Raw genomic sequence first — 15,040 nt, 5'->3', positions numbered from 1 at the left:
AATACGTGAATACCACGTTTTCTATAGTTGTTTTTTTGTCAAGTACAATTTATACCAAATTAGATGAGCTTACCCTGTTTTGGTACCCAAATCGTCAACGAGAGAACTGTCGGCAATTTCAATCGCTAAATCTGGGGAAACTAGGCTATCCAAATTCACTACAGAACTGCCGCTAGGTGCCGTTTGCACCCGGTCTCCAATGTAGTAAGAAGCATCAGGTTGAGCGCCTCTGACACCAGTTTTGGCGTAGCTACAGTTGACCAGCAGTCTCATTTTTATACATTTAGCAATGCCAAATAAATTGATTAAGATGACGATAATTCCGTTGTCATCAGCACGATCTGGCCCGACTGCTGCCTTTTGAATCCTCAACTGTCCGTTGTAGTAGTAGGATTTTGCTCGATCGTACTCCGGCTGTTTAATAATTTCTATATATTCATCCCAAGTTGCTGTAACCCAGGTATCAGTTAGTAGTTTGGTTTGGAGTTGACTCATCATTACCTCACCGGAAAAATTTTTTGACTTTTGAGGGAAAACTTCTGAGTAGGGACGATCGCATTTTTACCATTCAGCAGTAAGGTACGCAACGCGCACCTTACAAACTATTAACGACTATTCTGCCACTTCCTCAGATTCGGATTCTTCGGCCGATTCTTCACCAGCAGGCGGCACTAAAGCCACAGCTACGATCGAATCATCCTCATCTAACCGCTGCACCCGCACGCCCGTTGCTGTGCGCGATTGAGTAGAAATTGCACTCACAGCCTGACGGATAATAATACCTCGGTTGGTAATGATCATCAACTCGTCATCTTCGTTGACAATTCGCAGCGCAGCTACCTGATCCTTACCTTTTTTCGACTTGAATTTAGTAGCCGTCAATCCCTTGCCCGCCCGTCTTTGTAGGCGAAATTGAGAAACTGGAACCCGCTTGCCGTAGCCGTTGGTGGTGATTACCAACACCGAAGGAACTTCGCTGCTAACTGTCGGAATTTCTTCTGCATCTTCGCCTTCAATTTCCTCGGCTTGCAGTTCTAATTCTTCGTCTTCCAATTCCGCATCTTCAGTTTCCAATTCAGCAATTTCTGCTACTTCAAATTCCGAGTCTTCAGTTTCTAATAGAGCAATTTCTGCCCCTTCAAATTCCGAGTCTTCAGTTTCCAATTCAGCAATTTCGGCAACTATTGAACTGGGCAAAATGTCCATGCTGATCAACTCATCGCCCGATCGCAATTTCATTGATTTTACACCCCGCGTCGCGCGGCCGACAGGGCGCAACTGTTCGTGATTGGTGCGGAAATGAATTGCCATGCCTTGGCGCGTACCGATGATGATGCTGTCACCAACTTTTGCTCTCCGCACCCAGCGCAGTTGGTCGCCTTCTTCTAGAGAAATGGCGATTAATCCATTAGTGCGGATGTTGCCAAAAGCTGAAAGTGCGGTTTTTTTGATGTAGCCGCCGCGAGTCAACATTACCAAGTATTCTTCGCTGGTGAATTCTGTGACTGACACCATAGAAGTGATTTTTTCTTCTATAGGAATCGGCAGCAGTTGCACCACGGGAGTGCCGCGGGCAGTCCGGGAACAGATGGGAATTTGATAAGCTTTGACAGAGTAAACTACGCCCCTGTCGCTGAAGAACAAAACGCTGTCATGATCGCAGCAGGAAAGAAAATGTTCTACTCCGTCGTCTTCTTTCATTTTCGCGCCTGCTTTGCCGCGAGTAGCGCGACTTTGGGCCTCGAAAGTGCTGACAGGCATCCGCTTGATGTAGCCTTGCTCTGTGATCAGAATAATTGCTTGTTCGTTGGCAATTAAATCTCTTTCATCGATTTCTCCTTCGGCGTGTTCGATGACGCTGCGTCTAGGAGTAGCGATTTTGGTTTGGATTTCGACTGCTTCAAATTCGGCGATTTCTAAGATGCGTTCCCGGCGCGCTAAGATATCTTCCAAATCGGCGATTTTAGCTCGCAGTTCTTCGTGTTCTTGCTGAATTTTTTGAGCTTCTAAGGCTGTCAAACGCCGGAGCTGCATTTGCAGAATTGCGTCGGATTGCTGTTCCGAAAGACCGTAATTATCCATCAATTCTTGTTTGGCTGCTGCGGAGTCGGCAGCGGCGCGAATTAGGTGAATAATTGCATCTAAGTTGTCTAGGGCAATTAATAAGCCTTGCAGAAGGTGGTCGCGTTCTTCTGCTTTGCGGAGCTCGTATTGAGTCCGGCGAGTAATTGTCTCAATGCGGAAGTCTAGGAAGACATTGAGGAATTGGGAGAGCGTAAGTAGTTGGGGTTCCCCGTTTACTAGCGCTAACATATTGGCTCCAAAATTGGCTTGGAGGGGTGTTTGTTTGTAGAGGTTGTTGAGGACGACGCGGGGATAGGCGTCGCGCTTGAGTTCGATCACGATGCGCATTCCGTCTCTGTCGCTTTCGTCGCGAATGTCGGAAATTCCATCTAATCTTTTGTCGTTAACAAGTTCGGCAATTTTCTCAATTAGCGCTGCCTTGTTTGTTTGGTAAGGCAACTCGGTGATAATAATTGCTTCTTTGTCGGGGCGGCCGGGATGTTCGATGGTTTCAATGCCGGCGACTCCGCGCATTGTAATCGAACCGCGCCCGGTGGTGTAAGCATCGCGAATGCCGCCTCTGCCCAGAATTTGCCCTCCGGTGGGAAAGTCCGGGCCGGGGATGTACTGCATCAATTCCAGGTCAGTAATTGCTGGATTGTGGATTAGTGCTACTAAACCGTCAATTATTTCGCCTAAATTGTGCGGCGGAATGTTGGTTGCCATCCCCACAGCAATCCCGGAGGAACCGTTGAGCAAAATTTGGGGAATGCGTGCCGGGAGTACGAGGGGTTCTTGCTGGGAACCGTCGAAGTTGTCGCCGAAATCAACTGTTTCCGAGTCGATGTCGCGCAGCATGGAGTCGCTAGTCAAAGCTGTCAGGCGACACTCTGTGTACCGCATGGCAGCGGGCGGGTCGTTGTCAACGGAGCCGAAGTTGCCGTGGCCGTTGATCAGGCGTTCCCGCATGGAGAAATCCTGAGCCATCCGCACCAGGGCGTCGTAAACCGCTGTATCTCCGTGCGGGTGATACTTGCCCAGCACCTCCCCCACGACGCGGGCGCATTTGCGGAAAGGTCGATCGGGAGTCAAGCCCAATTCGTTCATGGCGTAGAGAATGCGTCGGTGAACGGGCTTGAGACCGTCCCTGGCATCTGGTAGCGCCCGACCGACTATTACGCTCATGGCGTATTCCAAGTACGATCGGGACATCTCATTACCCAGATCCGTCGGGATTATCCGCGACTCAGAGGTGCTCATAGGTTGAAAAACTCCGTTATAAATTTAAATTTGACCGCTATAAATCTCAAAAATGCGATAAAATCGGTTTGGATTCAGTAGAGCTGCCAAATATTGCAAATTACTCCTAAAATTATATCACAATTTGCCTTTGACTTTATGGGAAAATTGCCAGAAAAATTAAGGGACGAAACAAGGACAATTGATAATTTGTCAGTTGGTGATTTAGTCAGCGGTTGGCAAAAGCTAGAAAGGTTTTTTTAGGCTGAAGGCTTTCATGCTTTCGTTAGTTGTTTTGACGGTTCTATAAGAAATTAAAATGGTTGCTCGATCGAAATTTTAATTTCACAAAACCGAAGGCCTTCTTAAAGCCAACTAAAAATCTAAAATCTAAAATCTAAAATCTAAAATCAGCCGATGCTACCCGTTATCTACTCCGAAGATTTCTTGCTGCACAAGACTGGAATGCTTCACCCAGAGCGACCAGAACGTTTAACGGCGATCGCCAACGCTCTGAAAGCTGCTCCCTGGGCGGATCAAATTCAGTGGCAACTGCCCACCCCAGTGGCGCAGCGCGAACAAGCACTGTTCTGGGCTCTCAAAAAAGTTCACGCGCAAAGATACATCAAAGAAGTCGAACATTTGGCTCATCGGGGAGGCGGCTACCTCGACGGCGATACGCCGATTTCTGCTGAAAGTTACGACGTAGCGCTGCTAGCGGTGAGTGCTTGGCTCGATGGGGTCGATCGAGTGGTGGCTGCGGGGGAACCTGCTTTTGTGCTGGCCAGGCCGCCGGGACACCACGCCGAAAACGCCCGCGCGATGGGTTTTTGCTTGTTTTCCAATGCTGCGATCGCCGCTCACTACGCCCTGGAACAGCCGGGAATCAAGCGCGTCGCCGTCCTCGACTGGGACGTGCACCACGGCAACGGCACTCAATCCTTGGTGGAAAACTGCCGGCAAATTGCCTACTGTTCCCTGCACCAATCTCCGTGCTATCCGGGAACGGGAGATGCCGAGGAGCGCGGTGCCTACGACAACGTGCTGAACATTCCCCTGTATCCGGGCGGCGGCATAGCTGAATACCTGGGCGCCTTTGAATCTCTTGTCGTACCTTTTTTGTCAAAATTTGAACCGGATTTGTTGATTGTCAGCGCCGGTTACGACGCTACTGCGTCCGATCCGCTGGCGAGCATGACTCTGGCTCCGTCAGATTACGGTACTTTCACCGGATACTGCCTGCAAATCACCCGCCGCATCGCCTTTGGTTTGGAGGGGGGTTACGCGCTCAAAGATTTGGCCGAGTCAGTTGTGGCGACTATTGACCGATGCCTAAATTAGTTGGAAAATTGGCATAGGGGAAAATGAGGTTGAGAAGCAATGAGGACGGGAGGGAAAGTTTTTGAGGGCGATAAGCGAAGCTTAGATTTGGCGATCGCGCTTGATGGCCTTTTTCCCTCTTCCTTCTGACTTCTTCCCTCTTCCTCCTGAGTTAAGTGACAAGATCACAAATTTAAGAGATCCAAGTCACTGGCTATCAAAGTCTCGGTCACAGATTTTTAGCCCAAAAATCACACCGTGTCAATGTTTTCGATCGCCTTTGGAATCGCTCGCAGAGAGCATAATAAGATTACAATCAGCCTGTAAAAATTTTATTTGTCTCAATCAACTAGGAGGTTTATCATGTCAGTCTCCCAAATGACACTCGAAGAGTTATTTGGTCAGGTCATGTTCTCCAGCGTCGTGACTCGCCACGACCGGAGACAGCTCAGATCTGCACTCTTAGAAAGAACGCTGAATGAAGATGAGTATGCCATCATCAACCGACTGCTGTACAACGTGCGCCGCGGTTGGGTAAAAATTGTCGATTAAAGACGCCTCCGCCAACTTTCTTTAGGGGTGTTAAAAGTAGAACTTGCCACGTCGGGAAGTTTTTGCTGTTTAATATTTGGCTCGAAAGTTGGATGTGTTGGATAACGGTGTTAATTTTCAAAATCGCGCTACACATCAGCCTAGAGGTAGAGATAATTATAAAAAAACAGGTTTCGGGTGCATCTCTACTTGTTAAACAATTGTGAGTTTTGAGTTACTAACTGAGAAGTTATAATTAACTCAAAACTCATAATTTTGAGATTAGAGATTAGAGATTAGAGATTGGGAAATACTGATGAATATCAGGGTTGAGAATCTCTATAAAGTTGATATTTTTTAAACGGGTATTAAGAATCAAAACTATAAGCAGTTTCCGGTTGAGGAGGATTGTGCGATCGTTACAAGCACAGCCAGTCGCATTGGTCGATCGACCATTCCGGCAATTTGAGCCCGGAAGTGTCAAAATATTAACAACCAGTTCATCCCCAAAATATATGGCTCCCGCCGTTTTAATTGAAAATCTTCAGAAACGCTACGGCACTGTAGAAGCCGTTAAAGATGTTTCCTTCAAGGTAGAACCGGGGGAAATATTTGGTTTGCTAGGCCCCAACGGTGCAGGCAAAACCACAACCCTGCGGGTACTTTGTACTTTGAGTGCGCCCGATAGCGGACGCATTGAAGTGTCTGGCATTTCTGCTGTCAGTCAGCCGAGAATTGCCAGACAAAAACTCGGCTACGTCGCCCAAGAAGTGGCTCTCGATAAGGTGCTGACTGGGCGGGAACTCCTGCAACTGCAAGCAGCGCTTTACCATTTGCCGCGCCCTAGGATTAAAGGGCGGATTGACGAAATGGTGAAACTCCTCGGTTTGGAGGAGTGGGAAAATAAAAAGACGGGCACTTATTCCGGCGGTATCCGCAAACGCCTCGACTTAGCTGCTGGGTTGCTTCACCAGCCGGATGTTTTGGTTTTGGACGAACCGACTGTCGGGCTAGATATTGAAAGCCGGGTGGTAGTGTGGGATTTCCTGCGCCGCTTGCGGGAGGAAGGTACGACGGTTTTGATTACCAGCCATTATCTCGAAGAAGTTGACGCTTTGGCCGATCGCGTGGCGATTATTGACAAGGGTACGGTGATTGCTGAGGGCACGCCAGAAGAGTTGAAAAATCGGGTTGGGGGCGATCGGGTGACTTTGCGGATTCGGGAGTTTTCGCCGATGGAAGAAGCCGAAAAAGCTAAAACTCTGATGCAATCGCTGCCTTTTGTGCAAGAAGTAATTGTCAATACCGCTCAAGGAAATTCTCTCAATTTAGTAGTAACACCGCAAAGCGATGCGCTGGTGACTATTCAGCAAGCTTTGAAAGATGCGGGACTTCCTACTTTTGGGATTGCTCAATCTCGGCCGAGTTTGGATGATGTGTATTTGGCTGCGACTGGTAAGACGCTGTTGGATGCGGAGTTGGCTGCTGCTAGCAACCGCGATTTGAAAGCTGAGCAAAAACAGGCGATGCGGTCTTAAATTATACCAACTGGTGGAAAGAGGCATCAGTAGGGACACGGCACTGCCGTGTCCTTGTAATACGGTAAATTTTTATTATCAGAGCAGCCTTCACGAAGATCGCAACACTCTCATTCAGGATGACAATTATAGGACTTACGCAAAGCCTCTATATATACCGTTTTGTAGCGGCAATCCCTCGTGGTCGCCCCCGTCTGTGGTGATATTGCATCCAGGACTGTTTTATATAACATACTGCCCAAATGGCAGAAGAGTTTATTTTTCAATTATTATCGAGTTTCCTAGTTGTGACTCTCTTTCAGAATTTTTTTCACAACGAACTTCCCGGACAAGTTCACAAATTTCATCGATTGTCATCGGATTGGGATCGGGTGTTTATGAGTCTCTACGTCGCCGCAACTCCTCTCAATCAAAACCTGCTTTTAGGTTCTGAAAAACAGTGCTGTCTGCTGTAAAACTAACTGTATATCTATCCCCGGGCTTCAGTTGACTTTCAATCTCAGCCGGAATTTATAACTTACTGTCGGGATTCAAATAAACAGTAAGTTATATTAAATTTGCTAATTAATTATTGCAGGTGTTTCAAAAATCTATTTTTCACAGTTTCCGGCAAAGATTCCATGATTTTGACTAAAGTAGCGATCGCACTTGATGGCATCAATTTATACTCAAATATTGTTAAGAGTTCCGAAACAAAATTAATATGTAGCGTTGACCCATTTTACTACAATTTTCTCCTTTCATTCCAGCTACTCGATGAGCAGCAATAGCAGCAGCTACCCCGCCCTCTCAACTCCAAATAGCCTATAATCAAAGCATCCGGCCAAAATCGCTTTCAACATATTTCCTGTAAACATAATCACAACAGTCAAAATCCACAACAAGCAATTATGAGCGGTACAGTTACATCCCCCAACAACCTCAACCAGCAGCGGCCACTCTCCACGGCATCCGCTGACACTTCCAGTTCCCTGCTGGGCGACTTCATTCAAGAAACACTCGCCTTAACCAAGCGCCTGTTTATTCAATTGCAGCGCCGCCCCTCGACGCTAGTTGCAGGCATTATTCAGCCCCTGATGTGGTTGGTTTTGTTCGGAGCTCTGTTTGAAAATGCACCCGCCGGCTTGTTCGGCGAAAGCCAGAATTACGGGCAATTTCTCGGCGCTGGTGTAATCGTTTTTACTGCATTTGCCGGGGCGCTGAATGCCGGTTTGCCGATTATGTTCGATCGCGAATTCGGCTTTCTCAACCGCTTGTTAGTCGCGCCGCTGGCTTCCCGATTTTCGATCGTCCTCGCTTCGGCTATTTTTATCGTCACCCTCAGCTTTATCCAAACCGGCACAATCGTTACAGCGGGAGCGTTTTTGGGCGCGGGATTCCCCGGAATTGCCGGACTCGGGGCGATCACCCTAATTGTCCTACTATTAGTTTTGGGCGTCACCGGCTTGAGTCTGGGTTTAGCCTTCGCTCTTCCCGGTCACGTAGAATTAATTGCGGTAATTTTTGTTACTAACTTGCCGCTGTTATTTGCCAGCACAGCCCTCGCGCCCCTGTCATTTATGCCAGACTGGCTGCAAGTTGTGGTGACTCTCAATCCTCTGAGTTACGCGATCGAACCCATCCGCTATCTTTACCTGCACAGCGATTGGTCGCTAGCCAGTGTCGTGATGTACGCTCCTTGGGGTAATGTTACCTTTGGAGGATCGCTGTTAGTATTGCTAGCCTTTGATTTGGTGGCGCTGCTGAGCATTCAACCGCTGCTGCGACGCCGGTTTGCTTAGTTAGGGCATCGCGGCCTATCTGCGGGCGATCGTTTAACCTGCACCGTCAATTGTAGGGACGCGGCAATGCCGTGTCCTTAGCCTCAGCGAAGTAATATAATATTTAGTCGCAAGTCAGAATATTGTTTAGATAGAATTGTTTTTTTGAAGGTTCAACTAATAAATTATGAACGCCAAAACTTCTAAATCGGGCAAATTGATGATTGGGATTGCTGCAAGCGCGATCGCATCCTGTGCTCTGTTCTCGCCTCAAGCAAGCTTCGCTCAAGCCAGCGGTTTAAATAATGCCCAACCGCTGCAAGACTTTCAAACTCAAGACAATACCGACCCATTTTCCGGCCGCAGCAGCGGAAGCGCAATATTTGATTTAATTCACAGATCCCAATTGGGAGGCGGCCGCAGCATGGAAGAATTTAATACCGAACAGCGCCAAAATTTGAACGATGCGGCCGCAGAATTTCGGAACAAACAGCGCCAACTACTGGAAAAGCAAGCTGTACCTTCTGAAGGAGCCATCGCACCAGCAGAAATTACCGCCCCTGTCCCTTAAATTTATCACTGCTATTTGCTCATTTCTGAGTCCGCGAAGGACGTTCGGCGAAGCGCAGACAAAAGTTTGTGTTGAAGCAATTTCAATCGCCGAATCTCTTCGTTTGTCTAGCAGCCATTTCAATCGCCGAATCTTATCTAAAAACCATCGCCCTTAATCCCGTTCCAACCACGCCCGCATTTTACCCGGATTCAGCAAACCGTAAGGATCGACCAACTCTTTAAACTGCAACTGTTCCACATTAATACTTTTCATCCCTCCATCTTCCAATATATAAGTGTGAGGATTAGCAATCAGTGCGCCTTGCTCTTCGTGATAGCGAATAATTTCATTGAGCCGTGATTCCGTAGTGTAGCGAACTATTTGCAAAGCTGCGGCGATCGCCCTGCCATTCATCCGCAAAAACTCCAAGTGCATCATCACCTCATCCCCATAATAATTGTACAGTTCCTCAATCAATTTCAAACCTCGATCTGCGGGAAAAATCGTCTGCAAATAAGTCAGAGACGGGTCAGCGCTGCGAGCGTGCAGAGTTGTATGATTCCAAGTAAATTCAGCAATTGCTGCACCTTTGCTCGCAGCTTGCGCGTTTTTTTGATAGCAAATTGTGCCGCCATATTCGCGCACCAAATCTTGCAGCGGTTCCAGACAATATTCAGCTACCATTAACAAAGCGCAGTGCTTACCTTCAGGAATCTCCTCGCGGAAAGCAGCAAAATAAGCAGGAATCGGCCAAGCACAAACACAAATTAGTTTTTTGATAATTCCGTCCGCATCGCCTAAAGCTTGACCGAAGTTTGCGGATGTCATAAAATCGTCAAAAGCGACGATAATTTCCGCCCAAGCATAAGCAGGGGCGAGGGGAATTTCTAACTCAGTAATAATCCCATTTGTGCCGTAAGCGTGATTGACTTTTTGCACTTCATCGCCGCGCAATTCGATGACGCGGGGCTCGTCTTCCATTGTAACGACTCGAACGGCATGAAGATTTCCCCGATCGCGCAATTGCCCGTAAGTTATCGAACCAATTCCCCCGCTACCGCCGCCAATAAATCCCCCAATCGTTGCGGTGCGATAAGTTGAGGGAACCATCCGCAATTCCCAACCGGTTTCTCGCGCTTGTTTGTCGAAAACCGACATTTTCACCCCTGGTTCTACGCAAGCTAAACCAGGTTTTATCCAGCGGATACTGTTCATTTTGCTGGTATCTAAAATGACGCCGCCGTTGAGGGGAATGCACTGCCCGTAATTGCCCGTTCCTGCGCCTCTAACAGTTAGCAGAATTTTGGATTTGACGCAGGCTGCAGCAATCCGCAAAACTTCGGCTTCGCTGGCGGGACGAACTACTAAATCTCCTGTTTTATCACTTAAGAGAGGTTGCAAAACAGGACTGAAGTGATAAAAGTCTTGAGATAGCTTGAAAACTTGCGCGCGATCGCTAATTATTTCGATTCCTGAGAGTTCCGAAGAAAAAGCATCCCAGTCAATACTTTGAATCGCAGTTGCAGTCATTTTGTTTCCTAAATTCTGACAGTATTATATATTTTTCAAGCAGAACTTAGTAACCAAAAACACTAACTGCAATCTTTCTTTAAGCAGTAAGGTGCGCCGGGCCGTGCACCCTACATATAAAAGTTCTGCCTGCCTCTAAGACTGCTTTTTTCAATTAACAAATCCCCCAAACACCGCCATACCGTAGTATTTCCAAGGAACTGCAATAGTCTCAAATCCAGATGATGCCAACATCTCTAAATGTGCCGAAAGTGTAGCTAGGCGATCGGGATTAGAATACCCGTAAGAGACACTCTTACCCACATTTGCGCGAATTTGTGCTAAGGTTTCCCCCTGATTTAGCGCCCAATCTTCTCGCGCCGCTTGATAAATATCTTTCATTGCTGTTGATTCTGCTAAAAGAGGATCGGCATTCCAAAAACAGCCACCAGCATTTAAACTTTCGCGAATGCGTTGAAACAATTTCAACTTCATCTCGTCCTCAAGATGGTGTATTGCCAGAGATGAAATGCAAGCATTGAATTTATCGCCCAAGCCGGATAAATTGGGATTGTGCGCCCATTCTCCAAAGTCCATTTCTATGCCAGTCCACCGGGCTGCGTATCCTGCCGACTCTATTTTGGCGCGGGCAAAATCAAGCATTCGCGGCGAGTAATCGACAGCAACTATTTCCGCTGACGGGTAGCGTTGGAGAAGTTTTAAAGTGAGTTCCCCCGTACCGCAGCCGAGTTCTAAAATGCGGTGGTTTGCACTAGCAATGCAGGCTGTTAATACATCCAGCATTTCGTCATATTTAGGTAAAAGTCGCCGAATGCCGGTATCAAAATCGGCAGTATTGACGAAAACTTCTCCCGGAAAAATTTCGTTGTTTGTAGGTGAGACAGTAGAGTCAGAATTCACGATCGCCAACCATAGACTACAATTGCTATCCTAACCGAGATACAGCAATAAGTGCGATCGGTACTATAAAGTTATGCGTACTTTTACGGAGAACCCCAACACTTGCTGTAAATAACAATAAACAATCCCTTGCACTACGCCGTCTGGGTTTAGCCCGACGCCGACAAAGCGACCTGAAAAAGCAGTGTTATGTTAGTAGTGCGTAAAATCACTTAAAGATTCAACCTCACATTTGAGGATACCATGCGCCAGTTAATTTCTCGCAGTCGGGCTGCCATCAGCCAATTAATTTACAAGCGAATTCTCCTTGCGGTGACAATTTTATTTTGTGTAGGTGTAGGAGTAGCGATGGCACATATGTCTCGTCTTTCCTCCACCCTAATTGAATCGCAAGCCCTCCAAAATGCCACCCTCTATGCCCAAGCTATTAAAGAAGCCCGCACCCTTTACAGTTCGGATGTTGTTAATCCTCTTAACACCGCTAAAACAATTAACTTTACCCACGACTACAACCCGACAAAAGTAACAGTTCCCGTACCTGCCACCTTCTTAATAGAACTCGGCAACCATATCACCCAAAAAAATCCCGAAGTATCAGTTCGTCTCTACAGCGACTACCCGTTTCCCTGGCGGCGAAAAGAAGGCGGAGCACGAGACGATTTTGAACGGCAAGCTATTACCTATTTGATGAAAAATCCGACAGAAAAATTTTTCAGACGTGAGGATTTTCACAGCAAGCCAGCATTTCGATATGCGGAGGCAGATATTCTAACTCCTAGCTGCGTTAACTGTCACAACACTAACTCCTTCAGTCCCAAAAAAGACTGGAAAGTGGGAGATGTACGGGGGATATTAGAAATTACTCAACCTCTCGATACCATCACGAAAAATACTCGCAGCGAACTGAAATACCTGTTTTTACTGTTAGCAGGACTTTCAGTTTTAGGGGTAACAGGATTAACTCTATCTATTAGCAGGTTGCGCCAAAATGCTAAACAATTAGAACAGCGCGTCAGGGAACGGACGGCACAATTGCAAGAAACTAATGTAGAATTGGTAAAAGAACAGGAAAAGTCCGATCGCCTGCTGCTCAATATTTTACCCGAGTCCATTGCTGCTAAGCTAAAAGATGGTCAAAGCAGTATTGCTGACGGCTTCGCAGAAGTCACAATTTTGTTTGCGGATATCGTAGGCTTTACCGTGCTGTCAGCACAAATATCTCCCGAAGAATTGCTCGATTTTCTCAACGAAATTTTTTCAGCCTTCGATGGTTTGACGGAAAAGTACGGCTTGGAAAAAATCAAAACAATTGGAGATGCTTACATGGTAGTCGGAGGTTTGCCAAATCCCAGCACCAACCACGCTGAAAGCATTGCGGAAATGGCTTTAGATATGCAGGAGGAATTAGCAAAATTTAATGCCAAACATCATGCAGGAATTAACATTCGCATCGGCATCAATACCGGGCCTGCAATTGCCGGGGTTATTGGTACTAAAAAATTCATTTACGACCTCTGGGGCGATGCCGTTAATACAGCAGCCCGCATGGAATCCCACGGGGTTGCCGGCGCGATTCAAGTCACACAATCAACTTACGAGATATTGCAAAATAAGTATCTGTTTGAAGACAGAGGAATTATCCAGGTCAAAGGCAAGGGCGATATGAATACTTATTTGCTTCTAGGCAGGTTAGTCAGCGCAGTTTCGGTTTAATTTGTTTATTATATTATTAAGGGGTCTGCTAGTTAGTCCGAAGTCAGTCAATTTTAGATTTTAGATTTTAGATTTTAGATTTTAGATTTACTGCACAGGTGAATCTGGGATCTTGAACTTTGGTCTAAAATTTTTATATATCCACGAGTTAAGTCGGGGGCTGGTATCCGTTTTTGGGCGGGGTCATCAGTCATTCGTTGTTAGTCGTCAGCCAAGAACTAACAGTTAATAGCTGCTGGCTGTTGACTGCTGACAATTACAGGAATTACACAGAGGATGTGAGGAACCCGGTTTCGGCGCAGTTGATTTGTTGACAAACTCAAAATTTATTACGAGAAACCGGGTTTATTTTCCTATGTCCTAAATTAGGCCATTGCCAAATAGTAAATTTTATGTTATTGCGGATTTTATCATTCTTGGGTTTTTTCCAATCTCGCTTGTCTAGGCAAATAGCTTTGTGGATATTTGCTAGCATTCTTGTCATAGAGGGAATTATTTTAGTTCCCTCTTATTTTCGGCGAGAAAATGAACTTTTAAGTCAATTAGAACAGGTATCTCGGGCGACTGTTGATTCCCTAGAGTTTTTGCTCCAACAAGATATTTCCGATCGCACTTTCTTGCAAGAAGAAGTAAAAAATATTATTAAGGATTCTCAAGTAGTGTTAGGACTGTCTATTTACCAAGCTAACGGTCAGCTAATATATGCACTTGGCGAACGCCCAGAAATCAGTTTAAAGCAACTAAAAAATGCTCGTATAGTTCACCATCACAATTTCGATGGCAAGCGCTACGATATTGCTTGGACGGAGCGACATTTGGGAGGAGATTACATCTTAATTGTGCGCCACGATGCTTCCACCGTTCAACCGGAACTCTACGCATTTATTGGGCGGATTGCGGTTCTAGTCATCATTATATCAGCCTTTGTAACTTCGGTGACTATGTTCTTTTTAGGGGTGACAGTAATTGCACCTCTCTTGAGATTGCGCGATGACTTGATCGCTGCAGGAGACGCTTTGAGCAAAGATCGAGAAAAACCTGATTTCTACTCTCTCTCTGTCAAGCGCGATGACGAGTTGGGAGAACTCATGGTCGCATTCAATCAAATGTTTCACCGAGTATACAAGGAAATCGCACAGCGGAAACAAGCTGAGGAAATATTGCGCGCCGAACAAGAGAAGTCGGAACGTTTATTATTAAATATCTTACCGGTAATGATTGCCGATCGCCTAAAACAAGGCCAGATAAATATTGCGGACGGATTTGCCGAGGTTACGGTTTTGTTTGCTGATATTGTGGGCTTTACCGAAATATCCTCTCGCACGTCTCCTGAAGAATTAGTGAAATTGCTTAACAAAATATTTTCAGCTTTCGATAGCTTAAGCGAAGAATACGGCTTAGAAAAAATTAAGACTATAGGCGACAATTATATGGTCGCAGGCGGTTTGCCGCTTCCCTGTACAAATCACGCCGAATCTATTGCCGAAATGGCCCTAGAAATGCAGCAAGAAATTATGAAATTCCGCGACGAATGCGGTGAACCTATAAATATCCGCATTGGCATTAATACTGGGCCAGTTGTAGCAGGCGTTATCGGCACTAAAAAGTTTATTTACGATTTGTGGGGAGATGCTGTGAATACAGCAAGCCGCATGGAATCTCAGGGACTTCCTGGTAAAATTCAAGTTAGCAGCTCAACTTATGAGTTGCTGTGCGATAAGTATTTGTTGGAAAAACGCGGTAAAATTAATGTTAAAGGCAAAGGAGCAATGACGACTTATTTGCTGAAAGGCAGAAAAATTTAACTGATAATTTGTAATTGCTCAACTAGGGCAAAAAAGGGAGCGATCAGTAGAGAGAGCTTGTTGAATAGATTGATAAGCCGTCAAGCC

The 15,040-nt window shown here is 46.2% G+C and carries 11 protein-coding genes and 2 pseudogenes; 9 read left to right on the top strand and 4 right to left on the bottom strand.

Annotated elements, in window-relative coordinates; all coding sequences use genetic code 11:
- Positions 1 to 69: 69 nt before the first annotated feature.
- Positions 70 to 498: a Uma2 family endonuclease gene (locus tag QUA13_RS28435; RefSeq protein ID WP_333203933.1), complete on the bottom strand. Its 429-nt coding sequence runs from the start codon at positions 496 to 498 to the stop codon at positions 70 to 72.
- 114 nt (positions 499 to 612) lie between these two features.
- Positions 613 to 3,324 carry a DNA gyrase subunit A gene (gene gyrA / locus QUA13_RS28430; protein ID WP_333203931.1) on the bottom strand — a complete coding sequence of 904 codons (2,712 nt, stop codon included), beginning with the start codon at positions 3,322 to 3,324 and terminating at the stop codon, positions 613 to 615.
- 396 nt (positions 3,325 to 3,720) lie between these two features.
- Here gyrA and QUA13_RS28425 point away from each other — a divergent pair, with 396 nt between their 5' ends.
- The 6 genes from QUA13_RS28425 (at position 3,721) to QUA13_RS28400 (ending at position 9,023) form a co-directional block, all read left to right on the top strand.
- Complete coding sequence (locus QUA13_RS28425; protein ID WP_172186193.1) at positions 3,721 to 4,644, top strand: histone deacetylase family protein; 924 nt, start codon at positions 3,721 to 3,723, stop codon at positions 4,642 to 4,644.
- 342 nt (positions 4,645 to 4,986) lie between these two features.
- The gene (locus QUA13_RS28420) at positions 4,987 to 5,175 is read left to right on the top strand and encodes a hypothetical protein (RefSeq protein ID WP_015175516.1); all 189 of its coding nucleotides are present in this window, start codon (positions 4,987 to 4,989) and stop codon (positions 5,173 to 5,175) included.
- Positions 5,176 to 5,669: 494 nt separating this feature from the next.
- Positions 5,670 to 6,692, top strand: coding sequence for an ATP-binding cassette domain-containing protein (locus QUA13_RS28415; protein WP_333203935.1), 1,023 nt, complete (start codon positions 5,670 to 5,672; stop codon positions 6,690 to 6,692).
- Positions 6,693 to 6,934: 242 nt separating this feature from the next.
- On the top strand, positions 6,935 to 7,147 hold the full coding sequence (locus QUA13_RS28410; RefSeq protein ID WP_333203929.1) for a hypothetical protein: 213 nt from the start codon (positions 6,935 to 6,937) through the stop codon (positions 7,145 to 7,147).
- A gap of 435 nt (positions 7,148 to 7,582) precedes the next feature.
- Positions 7,583 to 8,473 carry an ABC transporter permease gene (locus QUA13_RS28405; protein ID WP_333203928.1) on the top strand — a complete coding sequence of 297 codons (891 nt, stop codon included), beginning with the start codon at positions 7,583 to 7,585 and terminating at the stop codon, positions 8,471 to 8,473.
- A 166-nt stretch (positions 8,474 to 8,639) separates the two neighbouring features.
- On the top strand, positions 8,640 to 9,023 hold the full coding sequence (locus tag QUA13_RS28400) for a hypothetical protein (protein ID WP_333203926.1): 384 nt from the start codon (positions 8,640 to 8,642) through the stop codon (positions 9,021 to 9,023).
- Positions 9,024 to 9,176: 153 nt separating this feature from the next.
- On the opposite strand, the gene QUA13_RS28395 is transcribed toward QUA13_RS28400, so the two are convergent.
- Positions 9,177 to 10,535 carry an FAD-binding oxidoreductase gene (locus QUA13_RS28395; protein ID WP_333203924.1) on the bottom strand — a complete coding sequence of 453 codons (1,359 nt, stop codon included), beginning with the start codon at positions 10,533 to 10,535 and terminating at the stop codon, positions 9,177 to 9,179.
- A 150-nt stretch (positions 10,536 to 10,685) separates the two neighbouring features.
- Complete coding sequence (locus QUA13_RS28390; RefSeq protein ID WP_333203923.1) at positions 10,686 to 11,435, bottom strand: class I SAM-dependent methyltransferase; 750 nt, start codon at positions 11,433 to 11,435, stop codon at positions 10,686 to 10,688.
- 243 nt (positions 11,436 to 11,678) lie between these two features.
- On the opposite strand from QUA13_RS28390, the pseudogene QUA13_RS28385 reads away from it, so the two are divergent.
- From QUA13_RS28385 to QUA13_RS28375, 3 genes and pseudogenes are all read left to right on the top strand, one after another.
- Positions 11,679 to 12,293, top strand: a pseudogene (locus QUA13_RS28385) (Tll0287-like domain-containing protein); the annotation flags it as partial.
- 135 nt (positions 12,294 to 12,428) lie between these two features.
- Positions 12,429 to 13,148, top strand: a pseudogene (locus QUA13_RS28380) (adenylate/guanylate cyclase domain-containing protein); the annotation flags it as partial.
- A 392-nt stretch (positions 13,149 to 13,540) separates the two neighbouring features.
- Positions 13,541 to 14,953, top strand: a complete 1,413-nt coding sequence (locus QUA13_RS28375; RefSeq protein WP_333203921.1) for an adenylate/guanylate cyclase domain-containing protein — start codon at positions 13,541 to 13,543, stop codon at positions 14,951 to 14,953.
- Positions 14,954 to 15,040: the final 87 nt, after the last annotated feature.

The organism is Microcoleus sp. S28C3 (assembly GCF_036700785.1).
GTDB classification, from domain to species: domain Bacteria; phylum Cyanobacteriota; class Cyanobacteriia; order Cyanobacteriales; family Microcoleaceae; genus Microcoleus; species Microcoleus asticus.
Note: the sequence above shows the minus strand (reverse complement) of the source record. Positions and strands in the feature narration are given on the sequence as shown.

Bases quoted from the DNA above. Each gene is read 5' to 3' on its own strand.
- QUA13_RS28435 (WP_333203933.1), bottom strand. From the start codon at position 498: ATGATGAGTCAACTCCAAACCAAACTACTAACTGATACCTGGGTTACA.
- gyrA (WP_333203931.1), bottom strand. From the start codon at position 3,324: ATGAGCACCTCTGAGTCGCGGATAATCCCGACGGATCTGGGTAATGAG.
- QUA13_RS28425 (WP_172186193.1), top strand. From the start codon at position 3,721: ATGCTACCCGTTATCTACTCCGAAGATTTCTTGCTGCACAAGACTGGA.
- QUA13_RS28420 (WP_015175516.1), top strand. From the start codon at position 4,987: ATGTCAGTCTCCCAAATGACACTCGAAGAGTTATTTGGTCAGGTCATG.
- QUA13_RS28415 (WP_333203935.1), top strand. From the start codon at position 5,670: ATGGCTCCCGCCGTTTTAATTGAAAATCTTCAGAAACGCTACGGCACT.
- QUA13_RS28410 (WP_333203929.1), top strand. From the start codon at position 6,935: ATGGCAGAAGAGTTTATTTTTCAATTATTATCGAGTTTCCTAGTTGTG.
- QUA13_RS28405 (WP_333203928.1), top strand. From the start codon at position 7,583: ATGAGCGGTACAGTTACATCCCCCAACAACCTCAACCAGCAGCGGCCA.
- QUA13_RS28400 (WP_333203926.1), top strand. From the start codon at position 8,640: ATGAACGCCAAAACTTCTAAATCGGGCAAATTGATGATTGGGATTGCT.
- QUA13_RS28395 (WP_333203924.1), bottom strand. From the start codon at position 10,535: ATGACTGCAACTGCGATTCAAAGTATTGACTGGGATGCTTTTTCTTCG.
- QUA13_RS28375 (WP_333203921.1), top strand. From the start codon at position 13,541: ATGTTATTGCGGATTTTATCATTCTTGGGTTTTTTCCAATCTCGCTTG.